Raw genomic sequence first — 15708 nt, 5'->3', positions numbered from 1 at the left:
CATCCGGGACGCGATGTATAGCCGGGCGCCGGTCGTCCGCCCGTGATCGGCTGGCTGGGGCGGCAGGGATCGAACCTGCGAATGGCGGCACCAAAAGCCGCTGCCTTACCACTTGGCCACGCCCCAGCAGCCGGGCGCCTATATAGCGAGCGATTTCGCCAGCGAAACCCCCTGTACGCGCTGGCCATCGTCCCGCGCCGGGGCTAAGGCGGGCGCGATCAGAGGGAGTGGGAAATGGCCGTCCTCGTTACCGGCGCCGCGGGCTTTATCGGGATGCATGTGTGCCAGCAGCTGCTTGCGCGCGGCGAGCAGGTGATCGGCATCGACAATCTCAACGATTACTATTCGGTGCAGCTGAAGAAGGACCGGCTGGCCACGCTGGAAAGCGATGCCTTCACCTTCGAGAAAGTCGATTTCTCCGATCATATCGCCTTGGATAAAGCCCTTGAGAACAAGGCTTTCGACCGGATCATTCATCTCGGCGCACAAGCGGGCGTCCGCTACAGCCTGACGCATCCGCGCGCCTATATTGAGGCGAACATCGCTGGTCATCTCAACCTGATGGAGGTCGCGCGGGACAGGCAGAGCGACCACATGGTCTATGCCTCCTCATCCTCGGTCTATGGCGGCAACGACAGCTTCCCCTTCCGCGTCGAGGATCGGGTCGATCAACCCGTTTCGCTTTATGCCGCCACGAAGAAGGCGGACGAGCTGATGAGCGAAACCTATGCCCATCTCTATCGGATCCCGATGACGGGCCTGCGCTTCTTCACCGTCTACGGGCCCTGGGGCCGCCCCGACATGGCGATGTGGCTCTTCACCAAGGCGATCCTCGCCGACGAACCGATCGCGGTGTTCAACCATGGCAAGATGCAGCGCGATTTCACCTATATCGACGATATCGTGTCGGGCGTGATCGCGGCGCTCGACAGCCCGCCGGCCGATGACGGCGAGGAAAAGGCGGGCGGCAGCACGAAGCCGCACGCGCTTTACAATATCGGCAACAACCGCTCCGAAGAGCTGAGCCATATGATCGACGTGCTCGAAGACGCGCTGGGCAAGAAGGCGGTGCGCGACCTGCAGCCGATCCAGCCGGGCGACGTCCCCGCAACCGCGGCCGATATCAGTGCGATCCAGCACGATCTCGGCTTCAAACCGACTACGACGATCGAGGAGGGCATTCCGAAATTCGTCGCCTGGTATCGCGACTATCACGGGATCGCCGGTTGAGCGGGCCGACCGGTTGACACTGGTTGACACACGCCGGTGGAGTTCGCCCCGCCCTCCCGCTCAAAGTTGACGAAGTAGACGCTGCGCGCAGGTTATCGCCGCAGTTTCCGTTGCGCAGATGCATCCAATCTCGAATGCGACAGACAGGTTTTCAAAGAGCCTGGGCGGCCGCAGCGCGGCTTCTCGCCAGACTAGTCACATATTTTCCTATTTTGGGAGGATTCTCTCTCGGGGCATAAGCGACGCAAAGTTTCTGGCGTCATTCCAGCGAAGGCTGGAATCTCTGGCTGCGAGCGCATCGTCCGGGCGCGGGAGATTCCAGCTTTCGCCGGGATGACGAGGGTGAATAGACGCCCGCGCACAAAATCGGGCCACGTCTCTCTCCATCGCAAACCTTGATGCACGAGCTGAGTTGCTGCATTTTGATCGCGTATTTCCAGTGGGAGGGAAATGCCATGACACAAGTCGAAGAAGCCCAGGTCGCCCCCGCGCGGGTTGCGAAAGACCTCAGCATCGCCGATCTGCGCGCCGCGCTCGCGGCGGGATGGAGCGATTTCCGCGCCTATCCCGCTTTCGGGCTGTTTTTCGCGTCCATCTATGTGGCCGCCGGACTCTTCCTCTATTTCGCGCTGTTCAGCCGCGGGGAAATCGCCTGGCTCGTGCCCGCCGCAGCCGGTTTTCCGATCCTCGCGCCCTTCATCGCCGTCGGACTGTACGAAGTCAGCCGCCGCCGCGAAGCCGGCCTGCCGATGAAATGGAGCGCCATCCTCGGTGCACTGCGCGGACGCGGCGGCGACCAGATCACGAGCATGGGCGTCATCGTTTTCGTCGCCTTCGCCTTCTGGCTGATCATCGCGCACGGCATCTTCGCGATCTTCCTCGCCGAATCAGGCCTCGCCTCGGAATCGCTCGAACTGTTCCGGACCAGCGCCGGCATCGCAATGCTGATCGCCGGCAGCGCGGTGGGCGGGGCGATCGCCCTTGCCTTCTACTCGATCACGGTGATCAGCCTGCCCATGCTCGTCGATCGCGACGTCGATTTCATCACCGCGATCATCGTGAGCCTCGCGGTCGTGCGGTCGAACAGTTTCGTGATGCTCGCCTGGGCCTTGATCATCGCGGTCACGCTGTTCATCGCGATGCTGCCGGCGTTTCTTGGCCTGCTCGTCATTCTGCCGGTGCTCGGCCATGCGACCTGGCACCTGTTTCGCCGCTCGGTCAGCAACGCGGAAAGCTAGACGCGCAACCGCGTCATCAGCGCGCCTATTGCACCTCCGGCGCGACCAGCCCGATCGCCCGCATGATCGCCGCCTGCGCCACCATGACGACGAGCCAATGCGCGCTCGCCGAGACGATCATCCGCTTGGCAATCCCGCCGGCGAGAAAGGTGACCGTGATAGCCGGGAGCACGAAGCCGACCCAGATGATGAAGGCGCTGCCCAGCGACATCGTCCACATGTCCGCCTGCGGCGGCGCGAGGATGAGCGCACCGGCCAGGATCGCGGCGAGCCAGAATTCGGCCAGGGCGATGGCGACGAGCGCCGGAACGCCGGGTGACGGCAATCGCGCGGCGCGCAGCCAGACAAAGCCGATCACAAGCCCGAGCAGCGTGGCCGCAGCGATGGGAACGATATTCTCGACGATATAGATCATCCGGCCCCCCTATCCGAACGCCGCTGGCCTCGGCAACCGCGATCCCGGCCGATCCCGCTCGTCAGAACGGCAAATCCAGTTTCGCAAACTCGTCATCGGGGCGTTCGGCGTTGAACACGTCATGCTCGCCGAACCACTTCTCAAGATCGCCGAGATCGGGAAACTGATAGTCCCGGAACGTCCGGCCGGTCTTGCGCGAGAGCTGGATCGTCTGGATAAGCGAGCCGGTTTCCTTCATGCGCCGGTCGATATCCTCTACCGGTGTATCGAGATGCTCGGCCAGAAGATCGTTGCGGATGCCGGCGATCGTCCGCTGTGCCGCGAAATCCTCCTCCGCATCGATCGCGAGATCGCACTCGCTGTCGAAACCGAAGGAGCGGTTGTTGAGGTTCGACGAGCCGATCCGGATGATCCGGTCGTCGATGATCAGGATTTTCGCATGAACATAGATCGACGATCCGGCTTCGTTGACCGGATGGTAGATGCGCAGCCGATCATGAATGTCGCGATCCTGCAGCGGCTTGATCAGCCGGGCGCGGGTCGTGTCCATCATCTCCGATTCGAGCCAGCCTTCAGCGGTCTCGGGATTGACGATGACGATTTCCGGACCGTCTTCCTCGGCCAGCCTCGTGGCGATCGCCTGTGCCAGTTTGCGCGACGCGAAATACTGGCTTTCGGCGTAGATCGTGTCGCGCGCACTCGCGATCATATCGAGATAGAGCTGTTCGATCTCGGTGATCTCCTGGATATCGCCCACTTCCGGCCGGGTCCGTGCGATCGCGACGTTTACGTCCGAAAAGTCGGGCTCCAGATATTCGGGCCAGCAATCGCGCCGGCTGGTCGACGCCTTGACCGGCTTGCCGCCGGCAACCTCCCAGCGATGGGCGGCGAAATCCGCGAGCCCCGACGCGATGTCCCCCTGCACGATCATCGAGGCGTCATGCCAGGGCCCGGAATCCTCGCCGTCGGGTTGCTCGCGATGAGGCTGTTCCTCGGCATGTGCACGCGTGTCCCAGCGATTCTCGGTCAGGTCGATACCACCGCAAAAGGCCGTATCCCGGTCGACGACGACGACCTTGTGATGGTTGGCCGCGCCCACCGGATGTTTGCCGTCGAGCTTCAGGTGAATGCGCGGATGGAAGAACCAGCGCAGGATGGTGAACAGCGTCCGCCCGCGAAACAGCGCCTTGATAGCGCCCGTATCCCAGCGGAGGATGTAGATGTGGAGATCGGGATTTTTCCGCACCAGCCAGTCGATGAACTTGCCGATCTCGAGCGGCCCTTCCGGCTCGCCCTCGGTATCGTGCATTTCGATCCGCGCATCGAAATCCCAGCCGATCAGGATGATCCGGTCCTCGGCCTTGGCGAGCGAACGGCGCACGGCGCGAAAATAATTCTCGCCATCGACGAGCACTGCGGCCCGGCTGGCATTCTCCACCCGCCAGCAATTGCGTCCCGGATCGAATAGTCGGCTCAACCGGTCCCTTCTTCCCCTCGCGCGGGCGCTAGCTGTTGCTCAGCTGCCCGCGCACCAGCTTCGAATAATCGTTCATCAGGTCGAGCGTCATGTCGCCGACCTCGAAATTCCACGGCCCTGCTTCGCGGACCGGCGTCACTTCGGCCGCGCTCCCGGTCAGGAAGAATTGTTCGAAGCCTTCGAGCTCCTCGGGCCAGATATCGCGTTCAACAACCTTGATCCCGCGCTTCTTCGCAAGCCCCATCACGGTCTGGCGCGTGATGCCGTTGAGGAAGCAATCGGGCGTCGGCGTGTGGATGATGCCATCCTGAATGAAGAAAGCGTTGGCGCCGGTCGCTTCGGCCACCTGCCCGCGCCAGTCCATCATCAGCGCATCGTCATAGCCGCGATCGGCCGCATGATGCTTGGACATGGTGCAGATCATGTAGAGCCCGGCCGCCTTGGCATGGACGGGCGCCGTATAGGGTGCAGGCCGCCGCCAGGGCGCGATATCGAGCCGGATGCCGCGTTCCTTGTTCTGGAAATAATCGCCCCATTCCCAGGCCGCGACCGCGACATGGGTTTTCGTCGCCTGCGCAGCCACACCCATCTGTTCGGGCCCGCGCCACGCCACCGGCCGGACATAGGCATCGACGAGATTGTTGACGGCCAGCACATCGCGACAGGCCTGGTCGATCTCCTCGATGCTGTAGGGCATCGGCATGCCGAGGATCTTGGCCGAGGTGTGCAGTCGCTCGCTGTGCCGGGTCAGTTCGAAGATTTCGCCGCCATAGGCGCGCTGGCCTTCGAAAACAGACGATGCGTAATGCATCGCATGGGTCAGGATATGGACGTTCGCGCCGCGCCAGTCGACGAGCTGGCCGTCGAGCCAGATCTTGCCGTCGCGGTCGTCATAGGGTTGGGCCTCGGCCATCGAATTGCCTCTTGGATCGGTATCAGCTGGATATTGCACCCGGTTAGGCGCGCTGCCAAAACGGGTCAATATGGCATCCGATCCGCGCCTCCCCTCGTCCGCCGCCTCGCCGCTCTTTTTGCGCGAAGCCGAGATACGGCGCGGGATCGAGCTGCTCTTTTTCGGCCATGCGGAACTTATGCGCAGCGGCGACGATATTCTGAGCGCGCAGGATTTGGGCCGCGCGCATCACCGCGCCCTCTATTTCATCGCGCGCAAGCCCGGGCTCGCGGTCGGCGAGCTGATGACATTGCTCGGCGTGACCAAGCAGTCGCTCGGCCGCACGCTGGGAGAACTGGAGAAACGCGGCTTCATCATCCGCCAGAAAGGCCAGCGCGACCGGCGGCAGGTGCTGATCCGGCTGACCGAAACCGGCCAGGCGCTGGAGGACGCGCTGTTCGCCGCGTTTCGCGAGAAGATGATCGCCTCCTATGGCGATGCGGGGCCGGCGGCGGTCACCGGTTTCTGGACCGTGCTCGAAAAACTGCTGACCGAGGACATGCGCGAGCGGGCGGCCGACCTCTCGCGCCAGCGCAGCTAGCCGCGCGCCTCTTCGGCCATTTCTCGATTGCGCCGGGTCGCCGCATCGAGCGTGTCCGCAAGCAGCGTCGCCAGCGCATCGTTCGAATCGAGGACATCCAGCCCTTTGCGCGTCGAGCCGCCCGGACTGGCGACGCGGTCGGCGAGCGTGCCCGGATCTTCGTCCGACGATGCCGCGAGTGCGGCCGCGCCCTCGACGGTTGCGATCGCCAGCCGCCGTGCGACGCCGGCATCGAGGCCGAGCGTCTCGCCGCCCTGCGCCAGCGCATCGATGAAGCGGAACAGAAAGGCCGGGCCGCTGCCAGAAAGCGCGGTGACGACATCGAACAGCGCCTCGTCCGCGATCCACTCGGCCGTGCCGAGACGCGCGGCCAGATTCGCCACAATCTTCGCGCGCGAGTCCGCGCGATCCTCCGCGATCAGACCGATCGCGCCCTTGCCCAACGCGACGGGCGTATTGGGCATGATCCGCACGATAGGGCCCGCATCGGGAAAGGCATTGCGCAGCGTTGCCAGTTCGACCCCGGCGAGGATCGACGTAACGATCGTATCCGGCCCGACATGGTCTCTCAGCGACGGCGCGATATCGGCGAGCATATGCGGCTTGAAACCGAGCTGGACGATCGCTTCTCCGAAGCCGTCCGCCGGCGGCCCGTCATGGCGCATGACGCATTCGGGCAGTTCGGGTTTGGCTGGATCGATGATGCGAAACCGCTCGGCCGCCTCGCCGGCGGCCAGCCAGCCGCTCAGCATCGCGCCCGCCATGTTGCCGCAGCCGATCAGCCAGATCGGGCGCTCCGCCATCGGCGTCAGGCCTCGCCCGCCGTATCGACGAGCGCCGCCTCAAGCGCCTCTTGCGGCGTCTTGTCGCCCCAGAGCACGAACTGGAAAACGGGATAGAAACGCTCGCACTCGTCGAGCGCGGCCTCGATCAGCGTCTCCGCCTGTTCGAGAGTGAGCCCGGCCTGGCTCGACGCGTCGAGCAGGGCGGCGTGCCGGAACAGGATCATGCCCGAGGCCGCCCACAGCTCGAAATGGCCGAGCCAGAGCTGCTCGTTGATCAGACCGAAGGTTTCGTAGACGAGCTGGCGTTTTTCCTCCGGCACGCGGATGTCGGGCAGCGCGAGAAACTGCAGGACGCGGTCTTCGGCGCGCCAGACCGCGCGCAGCTCATATTGCGTCCAGCTGCCCTTTACCGCGGCGACGATTTCCTCGTCGCCATTGCGTTCGGATTGCCAGTCATGCGCGGAAAAATAGTCCTCGAGAACGTCGAGGGGCGCGCTTGCCAGCGTTCCTTCGCCATAATCTTCGAGGTTCATGCCGCGCCCGTTTCGTGACCAAAAGCCATGGCCCGGAAGTGAAGAATCGGCCGCCATCCTGCAACCGATCCGGCCAGAAAGCTGTGGACGAGCGGGCGCGCCGCAGCCTGCGCTTTCTACTTAGAATCGCTGGCCTTTTTTGTTGATTTAGAGGCAGATGCCTTGCGCTTCGCAGGGGCGTTGCCAGCTTCGAGCGCATCGAGCCGGGCTTTCAGTGCCTCGGCCTCGTCGCGCGCCGCAGCCGCCATTTCCTTCACCGCTTCGAATTCCTCGCGGCTCACGAAATCCATGCCGCCGACGAAATCCCTGGCCTTTTCGCGCATCGACGCTTCGGCCTCGCGGCCCACCCCGGCAAGCGTGCCCGCGGCGCTGTTCACCATCTTGACGAAATCTTCGATCAGCTTGTTTTCGGTCTGCATAATGTCTTCCCGGGTGCGTTAGTTGTGCAATACAGTTATATCTGGGTGCTCGTCTCGCCGACGACAAGGGTTTCAGCGTCCGGATTCATCCGGTCGATCTCGAAATTGAGGGCAGCAGCGAAGCAGATCCAGGCGATATAGGGCAGCATCAGCCACGCCGCGACCTTGCGGATACGCCAGAAGACGAGCGTCGTCGCCACCGCAAGCGCCAGCATGAGCAGGATCCACCAGAAGGCGAAGCTGACCTGGTGCATACCGAAAAAGATCGGCGACCAGAGCAGGTTGACGAGGAATTGCGCGACGAACAGGCCGATAGCGAGGCCGCGCAAGCGCGATCCGCGCGCCTGGATCACGGTCACGAGCGCGAACGCCATCAGCGCGTAGAGAATCGGCCAGACGATGCCGAACAGATAGGAAGGGGGCTGGAAGCCCGGCTTTTCGAGCGCCGCATACCAGCTCGTCTGACCCGAACCGGACAAGGCGCCGGCCAGCGATCCTGCCAGCACGATCAACGGCACCAGTACCAGCGCCCAGCGCAGGAACGACATTCTGAGCTGCCCCTTGGTGGCAATGCCGACCATATTGCGACTCCCTGTTACGGCTTGCGCCTCTTCGTTAGCCTCAACCGCGCGCGCTTTCCAACCGTTCCGCACCGATAAGGAATTCGACATTGCCTTGCGGTCCCGTAATGGGACTTGGCGTAATGCCGACAACACACCATCCGGCGCCCTCCAGCCAGTCCGCAACCTCGGCACATACGCGTTCGTGGACCGCAGGATCGCGCACCACGCCGCCCTTCCCTACCTCGCCGCGCCCTGCCTCGAACTGCGGCTTGATCAAGGCAACCAAACGCGCACCGGGCCGCGCGAATTTCAACGGTGTTTCCAGTACCTTGGCAAGCGATATGAAGCTTGCATCGCAAACGACCAGGTCGATGGGCTCGGGTATCTGTTCGTCGGTCAGATGGCGCGCATTGGTGCGCTCATGGACGATCACCCGGTCGTCGTCGCGCAGCTTCCAGGCGAGCTGGTTCGTGCCCGAATCCACGGCATAGACGCGCGTCGCACCCTGGCTCAGCAGCACATCGGTAAAACCGCCCGTCGATGAACCGATATCGAGCGCAACAGCGCCCTCGCCCGCCCAGCCGAAATGCTGAAGGCCATGCGCGAGCTTGATCCCGCCGCGCGACACCCAGGGATGGTCGCGCCCCCGCACTTCGAGCGGCTGGTCCGGCTTCACGGGTTGTCCCGCCTTTTCGATCCGCCGTTCGCCCGAAAAGACGTTGCCCGCGAGGATCAGCGCCTGCGCCTTGGACCGGCTTTCGACGAGACCGCGGTCTACCAGCGCCTGATCCGCGCGTATCTTGCTCATGCGGTCTCCTCACCTGCCGTGAGCTTGTGTCCTATGCACTCACATCCAGCCTGTCGAAGGTTGGATTCTTTTATCAGACTCAACCTGTCGGTTGAGCGCGGCACCGGCCCACTCCCCCTCCCGACCTCCCACAGGGTAAACTCATTGGGAGGTCGGGAGGGGGAGTGGGCCGGTGCCGCGATTTTCCGCCAGGAAAATTCTGACAAACAAGCCTGCCACCCCTGTTAGCATAATCCATTGCGCTTGCGGGCCGTTTGCGGGCAATGGAGCGCCATGCGTTTTCCGGTCAAGACCGATTACCGCCGCTGGCGGCAGAAACAGTATCGTTATTCCCCGCAAGACTTTCTGGCCCTGGACACACTGCCTTCAGGGCTGATCCTGATCGATTACGGGGCGGTCGAGCTGGCGATGCTTGTGAAAAACCGGAAGGCCGAGGCGAGTTTCTTCGGTTTCCATGCGGCGCAAAGCCCTTTGACGCGTCAGCCGGTCCCGTATTTCCAGGGACGCAAGGTCGCGCCCAAGCGGATGAACCAGATTCTTGTTTCCGATCCCTCGCTCTACCTCCACGAAGACGTCCGCGTCGGCTGGTTCTTCGGCAACAAGCATTGCAATCTCGTCGAGGAACTGCCGCCGATCATGGACAAGATCGACGCGCTGACGGGCGCCACGCGGCGGCTCTTGTGGGGTAATAGCGCGGGCGGGACAGCGGCGCTGCACTATGCGCGGGAGCAGGACGTCAGCGTCGTGATGAACCCCCAGATCGTGCTGCGCAATTTCACCTGGGGCCGCGTCGAACCCTGGCTGCTACACGCTTGGGATATCGAAGACTATTGGGAAGGCCGCGCCTATGGCGAGGCGCATTGCGACCTGCGCGATACGCCGCCCAAGGGCCGGATCGTCTATTGCCAGAACGAGCATGACGATCATGTCGAACTGCAGCTCGAGCCGTTGGCCGAAGTCTTAGGCGTATCGACCGAGCCCGGCGATGATGGCCGGTTCAAACTGATCCTCGGCGATTGGGGCAAGGGCCACATCCCGCCGCCGTCCGCCGTGCAACAGCATATCGTCGGCGAAGAGGTCGAACGGATGCTTGGCCCGGCAAAAGGCTGGTTTTCGAAACTGAGCAGCTAAGCCGCGCTGCCCGTTACTCCTCGTCCTCTTCCTGCTTCTGCATCGCATCGGAAAAGGCGGCAGCGAAGATGCCCGTGGGCATCGCGATCACGCCGATCCCGCTGATCGCGATCAGCGCGGCGCAGACGCGCCCCAACAGCGTCACCGGATAGACGTCGCCATAGCCGATTGTCGTCAGCGTCACGACCGCCCACCACAGCGCGCGCGGCACCGAGCCGAACGCTTCAGGCTGCGCCTCGGCTTCGGCGAAATAGAGCAGGGTCGCGCTGAACAGCATCAGCAGCAACGCGATGATGACCGCCACGATGAGCTCGAACCGGCGGCGGTAAAGCGCGACGATCACATTATCGAAGGCGCGACTCATCCGGCCCAGCCGGACGACGCGCAATATCCGGAGTATCCGGGCGAAACGCAGCCAGTAGAGATTGGTGGAGGCCAGTGTGAGAAACAGCGGCAGGAGCGCGAGCAGGTCGATGATCGCAGACGGCGTCATCATCCAGCGCAACCGGCCGAACGGCTTGCCCGCGAAGCGTGGGTCTTCGGCCGCCACCCATATCCGCAACAGATATTCGATGAAGAATACGCCGCCGAATACGAGCTGCAACGTCAGAAACGTGGCGGCATGGGGCTCGCGCAGCGTCGGTTCGGTCTCGAGTATCGCCACGATCGCAGCGATCACGATTAGCGCCGCGATCAGCTTATTGGCGAGGGAGAGCCCTTCCGGCCGCGCGCGCGGCTCAAGATCCTCGTAGAAGCGCGACCGGATCGACATCGCGCATCAGCCTCCCTTTGTGCCGCTCAGGCCCGTTCGCCGAGTTCCTCGACGTTAACGCTGTTATGACGCAGTGCCTTGAGCACGGTTTCGACGATGCCGTCCGCATCAAGCCCGGCCATCGCATATTGCTTGTCCGGCTTGTCCTGATCGATGAACTCGTCGGGCATGCGCATCGTGCGCACGGTCAACCCGGCATCGGTCAGCCCGTCGTCGCTCGCCATGGTCAGCACATGCGCACCGAAGCCGCCGACGCTCGCCTCTTCGATCGTGATCGCGACTTCATGGCTGGTCAGCAGCTGACGGATGAGATCGTCGTCGAGGGGTTTGGCGAAACGCAGATCGGCGACGGTGGTGCTCAGCCCCATTGCGTCGAGCCGGTCGGCCGCCTTCTTCGCCTCCTCGAGCCGCGCGCCCAGGGACAGGATCGCAACTTTGCTGCCGTGCCGGACGATGCGGCCCTTGCCGATCTCCAGCTTTTCGAGCGTTTCGGGAATCTCCACGCCAACGCCGGCACCGCGCGGATAGCGCACCGCGATCGGCCCGGAATCATGCTCGGCCATGGTATAGACCATATTCGCCAGTTCGGCTTCGTCGGCCGCCGCCATCACGACGAAATTGGGCAGGGTCGCCAGATAGGCGAGATCGAAGCTGCCGGCATGGGTGGAACCATCGGCGCCGACGAATCCGGCCCTGTCCATGGCAAACCGCACCGGCAGATTCTGGATCGCCACATCATGGACGACCTGGTCATAGGCGCGCTGCAGGAAAGTCGAATAGATTGCGCAGAAGGGGCGCATGCCCTGAGCGGCCAGACCCGCCGCGAACGTCACCGCATGCTGCTCGGCAATGCCTACATCGAAGGCGCGATCGGGATGCGCGGCCGCAAATTTATCGACGCCCGTGCCGCTGGGCATCGCCGCGGTAATGGCGCAGATGCGCTCGTCCGTCTCGGCCAGCTTGGCGAGCGTTTCGCCGAACACATTCTGATAGGCCGGCGGTCCGCCCCCCGGACCCTTGTCCTGCTTTCCGGTAACGACATCGAACTTGGCAACGCCATGATATTTGTCCGCCGATTCCTCGGCGAAGGAATAGCCTTTGCCCTTTTTCGTCACGACATGGATCAGGCACGGGCCTTCCGCCGCATCGCGAACATTTTCGAGGACCGGGATCAACTGGCTCATGTCATGGCCGTCGATCGGGCCGACATAGTAAAAGCCGAGTTCCTCGAAGAGCGTGCCGCCCGTCACCATGCCGCGCGTATATTCGTCGGCCTTCTTGGCAGTCGTCTGCAGCCGCTTGGGCAGCTTCTTCGCGACCTTCTTGGCGATATCGCGCAGGCCGAGAAATTCGCGCGAGGAAATGAGCCGCGCAAGATAGCCGGACAGGCCGCCGACCGGCGGCGCGATCGACATATCGTTATCGTTGAGGATGACGATGAGGCGGTTTCCCGCAGCCTCGGCATTGTTCATGGCTTCATAGGCCATGCCGGCGCTCATCGCGCCGTCGCCGATCACGGCGATCGCTTTCCCCGGTTTTCCGGCCAGCCTATTGGCCGTCGCGAAACCCAGTGCCGCCGAGATCGAGGTCGAGCTGTGCGCCGCGCCGAACGGATCATATTCGCTTTCCGACCGCTTGGTGAAACCCGACAGCCCCCCGCCCTGCCGCAGCGTGCGAATACGGTCGCGCCGGCCTGTGAGGATCTTGTGCGGATAGCATTGATGCCCGACATCCCAGACAAGCCTGTCTTCGGGCGTATTGAACACATAATGGATGGCGGCCGTCAGTTCGACCACGCCCAGTCCGGCACCGAGATGCCCGCCGGTAACGGAAACCGCCGAAATCACCTCCTGCCGCAATTCGTCGGCGAACTGGGTCAGTTGTTCGGGTTTGAGCTTGCGGAGATCCGCCGGATAGTCGACCTGGTCGAGCAACGGGGTATCGGGGCGATCGGACATAGGAAGTGCAACCTTTCTCGATTCGCCGTTCTAATGCCCTAAAACGGTGCTGTCGAACCCGCTAGACGGTTCAGATCAGGCGCATTCCGCGCACAGGCCGCGCACTTCGATGACCGGGCGTTCGGGATTGAACCCCTGCTGCTTTGCCGCGGCGCGCACGCCATCGGCCAGTTTGTCGTCGTCGAGATGGGTCGTTTCGCCGCAGCCGTCGCATACGAGAAAGATGCAGTCGTGCAGACATTCGGGATGGCGGTTCGCGAGATAGGCGTTGGCGCTCTCAATCCGGCGCGCGACATTGGCGGCCGTGAAAAGATCGAGAATCCGATAGACGCTGTTCGCGGCGACGCGCCGCTCCTCGGCGTTGGAAACCGCTTCGGCAATATCGTACGCGGAGGCCGGCCGGTCGAAAGAGGCGAGCGCATCGAACACCGCCGCGCGCATCTTCGTCCACTGCTCGCCCGAGCTTTCAAGCGCCGTTTTCGCCGCATCGGCCAGCGCCTCGCCCTCATGGAGTACATGGGTGTGATGATTGTCTGCCATGGCGCAAAAATAGGGATATACGGGCCGCTTCGCAATCCCCGCGGCCGCGAGCGCAGTTAGCGATAGGCCCTGCGATTGAGATCGTGGCCCAGCGCGAGCATCGCCACACCGATAACCGTATAGATCAGCTCGACATCGCCGTGCGGGAGCGACAACGCGCCGGCCATCGTGCCGACGCCGAGCGAACTGATCGCGACCGGCATCAGGTAGCCATGCTGGATCGCGCCGCGCCCGATCGCCACGATGCCGAGCAGGATCGCGATGACGAGGCCGACTTCATGGACGATCGGATCGAGCAATACGCCGCCGGCCGAGGCCGCCAGCGCAAAAAACACCGCGCCCGACAGGCAATGGACGATACACAGGCCCGAGAGCCAGATGGCCCAGCGGTCCAGTATCCCATTTTCGGTCGCCAATAGCGGCATCGATCCGAACATCCTCGTTTCTGCTGTATACGGACTGCGCGACTCGTGCCGCCCGTCCGAGCAAGTTATGTTATTACACGCAAGATACAATATCACACAACGGAAAAAGCATGTGAGGAAAAAGCATGTGCCCCGGCACATGTTGGCAATCGACACACAGATGCATATTTGCGCTCCGTCATGACAAGCGTTGCTCTATCCCAGCCCAGCCACGCGATCGGCCGCCCCAGAGCAATTGCGTGGTGGCTGCTCGGCGTCGCCGGGCTTGTCTTCGTTATGGTCGTCGTCGGCGGCATCACGCGGCTAACCGAATCCGGCCTATCCATGGTGCGCTGGGAACCGATTTCGGGAATCATACCTCCGCTCAACGCCGAGCAATGGGAGGCGGAGCTCGAGGCCTATCGCACCTCGCCAGAATACCAACAGATCAATCGCGGCATGTCGATGGCCGAATTCCAGGCGATTTTCTTCTGGGAATACATCCATCGCGTGCTCGGCCGGCTGATCGGCCTCGCCTTTGCGATTCCGCTCGCCTGGTTCTGGATCAAGAAAGCGATCCCCACCGGCTATCATTGGCGGCTCGTGGCGCTGCTGGCGCTCGGCGGCTTCCAGGGCGCGATCGGCTGGTGGATGGTCGCAAGCGGCCTCGTCGACCGGCCCGATGTCAGCCATATCCGCCTTGCGGTGCACCTGATGACGGCACTCTTCATCCTCGGCGGGCTTGTCTGGACGGCACTCGATCTGTTCGCGCTCGATCGCAATGCGGACGCGCAACCAGCCAAAATGACGGGCTTTTCGCTCGGCGTGCTGGTGGTGCTTACGATTCAGATCATGCTCGGCGCCCTCGTTGCGGGGCTCGAAGCCGGTTATGCCTTCGCGACCTGGCCGCTGATGGGCAACGAATTCTTCCCGGCCAACACGCCGATGCTGGAAACCGCCTGGCGCAATCTCGTCGACAATCCGGTCGTGGTCCAGTTCGCCCATCGCTGGTGGGCAGTCGTCACCGTGGTCGCGCTCGTCTGGATGGCCCGCAAGGTCCGCAAAGACCATCGCATGGCCTCGGTCGCGATCCATACGGCGTTCGGTACGCAGTTCCTGCTCGGGATCGCCACGCTCCTCTCGGGCATGAACATCGTCATCGCCACCTCGCATCAGGCCGTGGGCGCGCTGGTCGTCGTCACCGCCGCCTGGGGCGCGCATCTGATCGGTCGGCGGGAACCGGCGTGAGCGATATCGCGACCGTCTATGCGGTGTTCGGGTCGCGCGACGAAGCGGAGCGGATCGGGCGCGCGATGATCGAGCAGCGCCTCGCGGCCTGCGTCAATATCCTCGGGCCCGCTCGATCCATCTATCGTTGGGACGGCGGCATCGAAACGGCAGACGAAGTCCCTGCCCTGTTCAAGACGACGATGGATGCGGCCAACGACCTGATCGCCGGCATCACACGGATGCATAGTTACGACGTCCCGGCGGTGTGCCTGTGGCCGATCGCACGGACGCTCGAAAGCTATGCGGAATGGGTAAATTCCGAGACTGACGATTAAGCGCACGTCGTGGCGCGGTATCATAATACCCGTCACGAAAACCCCGCTCTGCTTGACGTAGCGCGAATTAGCCGCCATTAGGCCGCTCGAAACGCCGCTCCCGATGGAGTGGCGTATCTGTTTTTACGCAAGCCGGGGCGCAGAGCCCCTTATGGAGGTTGAGGCCATGAAGGCGCTCACGAAAACCACCCGCTCGGCCAACAAGACCGAAGTGGAAAAGAAATGGGTGCTGGTCGATGTCGACGGTCTCGTCGTCGGTCGTGCCGCAGCCGAAGTCGCGAAGATCCTGCGCGGCAAGCACAAGCCGATTTTCACGCCGCATGTCGATTGCGGCGACAATGTCATCGTCATCAACGCCGCGAAGGCCCGCTTCACCG

General features: G+C 63.0%; 19 protein-coding genes and 1 tRNA gene. 7 read left to right on the top strand and 13 right to left on the bottom strand.

Annotation, left to right across the window (positions count from 1 at the left end):
• Positions 1–51: 51 nt before the first annotated feature.
• Positions 52–126: transfer RNA gene (locus tag ACTS1Z_RS00725), tRNA-Gln, on the bottom strand.
• A gap of 108 nt (positions 127–234) precedes the next feature.
• Here ACTS1Z_RS00725 and ACTS1Z_RS00720 point away from each other — a divergent pair.
• On the top strand, positions 235–1230 hold the full coding sequence (locus ACTS1Z_RS00720) for a GDP-mannose 4,6-dehydratase (RefSeq protein ID WP_442622514.1): 996 nt from the start codon (positions 235–237) through the stop codon (positions 1228–1230).
• A gap of 455 nt (positions 1231–1685) precedes the next feature.
• Positions 1686–2468, top strand: coding sequence for a DUF2189 domain-containing protein (locus ACTS1Z_RS00715; RefSeq protein WP_442622513.1), 783 nt, complete (start codon positions 1686–1688; stop codon positions 2466–2468).
• 25 nt (positions 2469–2493) lie between these two features.
• Here the strand turns inward: ACTS1Z_RS00715 and ACTS1Z_RS00710 are convergent, their stop codons facing one another.
• The 3 genes from ACTS1Z_RS00710 to ACTS1Z_RS00700 all read right to left on the bottom strand — a co-directional run bounded on the left by ACTS1Z_RS00710 (position 2494) and on the right by ACTS1Z_RS00700 (position 5273).
• Positions 2494–2883, bottom strand: coding sequence for a hypothetical protein (locus tag ACTS1Z_RS00710; RefSeq protein WP_442622512.1), 390 nt, complete (start codon positions 2881–2883; stop codon positions 2494–2496).
• Positions 2884–2944: 61 nt separating this feature from the next.
• Complete coding sequence (locus tag ACTS1Z_RS00705; RefSeq protein ID WP_442622511.1) at positions 2945–4360, bottom strand: phospholipase D-like domain-containing protein; 1416 nt, start codon at positions 4358–4360, stop codon at positions 2945–2947.
• Between the two features lie 28 nt (positions 4361–4388).
• Positions 4389–5273: a branched-chain amino acid aminotransferase gene (locus ACTS1Z_RS00700; RefSeq protein WP_442622510.1), complete on the bottom strand. Its 885-nt coding sequence runs from the start codon at positions 5271–5273 to the stop codon at positions 4389–4391.
• 70 nt (positions 5274–5343) lie between these two features.
• Between ACTS1Z_RS00700 and ACTS1Z_RS00695 the strand changes: the two genes are divergently transcribed.
• Positions 5344–5853, top strand: coding sequence for a MarR family winged helix-turn-helix transcriptional regulator (locus ACTS1Z_RS00695; RefSeq protein ID WP_442622509.1), 510 nt, complete (start codon positions 5344–5346; stop codon positions 5851–5853).
• On the opposite strand, the gene proC is transcribed toward ACTS1Z_RS00695, so the two are convergent.
• The 5 genes from proC to ACTS1Z_RS00670 all read right to left on the bottom strand — a co-directional run bounded on the left by proC (position 5850) and on the right by ACTS1Z_RS00670 (position 8961).
• Positions 5850–6656 (bottom strand): pyrroline-5-carboxylate reductase, encoded by an 807-nt coding sequence (gene proC / locus ACTS1Z_RS00690; RefSeq protein ID WP_442622508.1) that lies wholly within the window; start codon positions 6654–6656, stop codon positions 5850–5852. The two genes, ACTS1Z_RS00695 and proC, sit on opposite strands and share 4 nt — an antisense overlap.
• 5 nt (positions 6657–6661) lie before the next feature.
• A complete protein-coding gene (locus ACTS1Z_RS00685; protein ID WP_442622507.1) occupies positions 6662–7171 on the bottom strand; it encodes a YbjN domain-containing protein in 510 nt (169 codons plus the stop codon).
• A 116-nt stretch (positions 7172–7287) separates the two neighbouring features.
• A complete protein-coding gene (locus tag ACTS1Z_RS00680; RefSeq protein ID WP_442622506.1) occupies positions 7288–7590 on the bottom strand; it encodes an accessory factor UbiK family protein in 303 nt (100 codons plus the stop codon).
• 35 nt (positions 7591–7625) lie between these two features.
• A complete protein-coding gene (locus tag ACTS1Z_RS00675; RefSeq protein WP_442622505.1) occupies positions 7626–8171 on the bottom strand; it encodes a TspO/MBR family protein in 546 nt (181 codons plus the stop codon).
• A 40-nt stretch (positions 8172–8211) separates the two neighbouring features.
• A complete protein-coding gene (locus ACTS1Z_RS00670) occupies positions 8212–8961 on the bottom strand; it encodes a TlyA family RNA methyltransferase (protein ID WP_442622504.1) in 750 nt (249 codons plus the stop codon).
• A gap of 273 nt (positions 8962–9234) precedes the next feature.
• Between ACTS1Z_RS00670 and ACTS1Z_RS00665 the strand changes: the two genes are divergently transcribed.
• Positions 9235–10092 carry a hypothetical protein gene (locus tag ACTS1Z_RS00665; RefSeq protein WP_442622503.1) on the top strand — a complete coding sequence of 286 codons (858 nt, stop codon included), beginning with the start codon at positions 9235–9237 and terminating at the stop codon, positions 10090–10092.
• 13 nt (positions 10093–10105) lie between these two features.
• Here the strand turns inward: ACTS1Z_RS00665 and ACTS1Z_RS00660 are convergent, their stop codons facing one another.
• The 4 genes from ACTS1Z_RS00660 to ACTS1Z_RS00645 all read right to left on the bottom strand — a co-directional run bounded on the left by ACTS1Z_RS00660 (position 10106) and on the right by ACTS1Z_RS00645 (position 13787).
• Positions 10106–10864, bottom strand: coding sequence for an ion transporter (locus ACTS1Z_RS00660; RefSeq protein WP_442622502.1), 759 nt, complete (start codon positions 10862–10864; stop codon positions 10106–10108).
• Positions 10865–10890: 26 nt separating this feature from the next.
• Positions 10891–12822, bottom strand: coding sequence for a 1-deoxy-D-xylulose-5-phosphate synthase (gene dxs, locus ACTS1Z_RS00655; RefSeq protein WP_442622501.1), 1932 nt, complete (start codon positions 12820–12822; stop codon positions 10891–10893).
• A gap of 75 nt (positions 12823–12897) precedes the next feature.
• Positions 12898–13362: a Fur family transcriptional regulator gene (locus ACTS1Z_RS00650; RefSeq protein WP_442622500.1), complete on the bottom strand. Its 465-nt coding sequence runs from the start codon at positions 13360–13362 to the stop codon at positions 12898–12900.
• A 56-nt stretch (positions 13363–13418) separates the two neighbouring features.
• Positions 13419–13787, bottom strand: coding sequence for a MerC domain-containing protein (locus ACTS1Z_RS00645; protein ID WP_442622499.1), 369 nt, complete (start codon positions 13785–13787; stop codon positions 13419–13421).
• Between the two features lie 180 nt (positions 13788–13967).
• Between ACTS1Z_RS00645 and ACTS1Z_RS00640 the strand changes: the two genes are divergently transcribed.
• The 3 genes from ACTS1Z_RS00640 to ACTS1Z_RS00630 all read left to right on the top strand — a co-directional run.
• The gene (locus ACTS1Z_RS00640) at positions 13968–15014 is read left to right on the top strand and encodes a COX15/CtaA family protein (protein WP_442622498.1); all 1047 of its coding nucleotides are present in this window, start codon (positions 13968–13970) and stop codon (positions 15012–15014) included.
• Entirely contained in the window at positions 15011–15331 is a 321-nt protein-coding gene (gene cutA / locus ACTS1Z_RS00635; protein ID WP_442622497.1) for a divalent-cation tolerance protein CutA, read from the top strand. The genes ACTS1Z_RS00640 and cutA overlap by 4 nt, the downstream gene beginning before the upstream one ends.
• 166 nt (positions 15332–15497) lie before the next feature.
• A partial coding sequence (locus tag ACTS1Z_RS00630) for an uL13 family ribosomal protein (protein WP_442622496.1) occupies positions 15498–15708 on the top strand: 211 nt, incomplete at its 3' end.

This window comes from Parasphingopyxis sp., from assembly GCF_052168295.1.
GTDB lineage: Bacteria > Pseudomonadota > Alphaproteobacteria > Sphingomonadales > Sphingomonadaceae > Parasphingopyxis.
The sequence above is the reverse complement of the archived record's forward strand: the minus strand, read 5'-3'. Positions and strand labels throughout refer to the sequence as shown.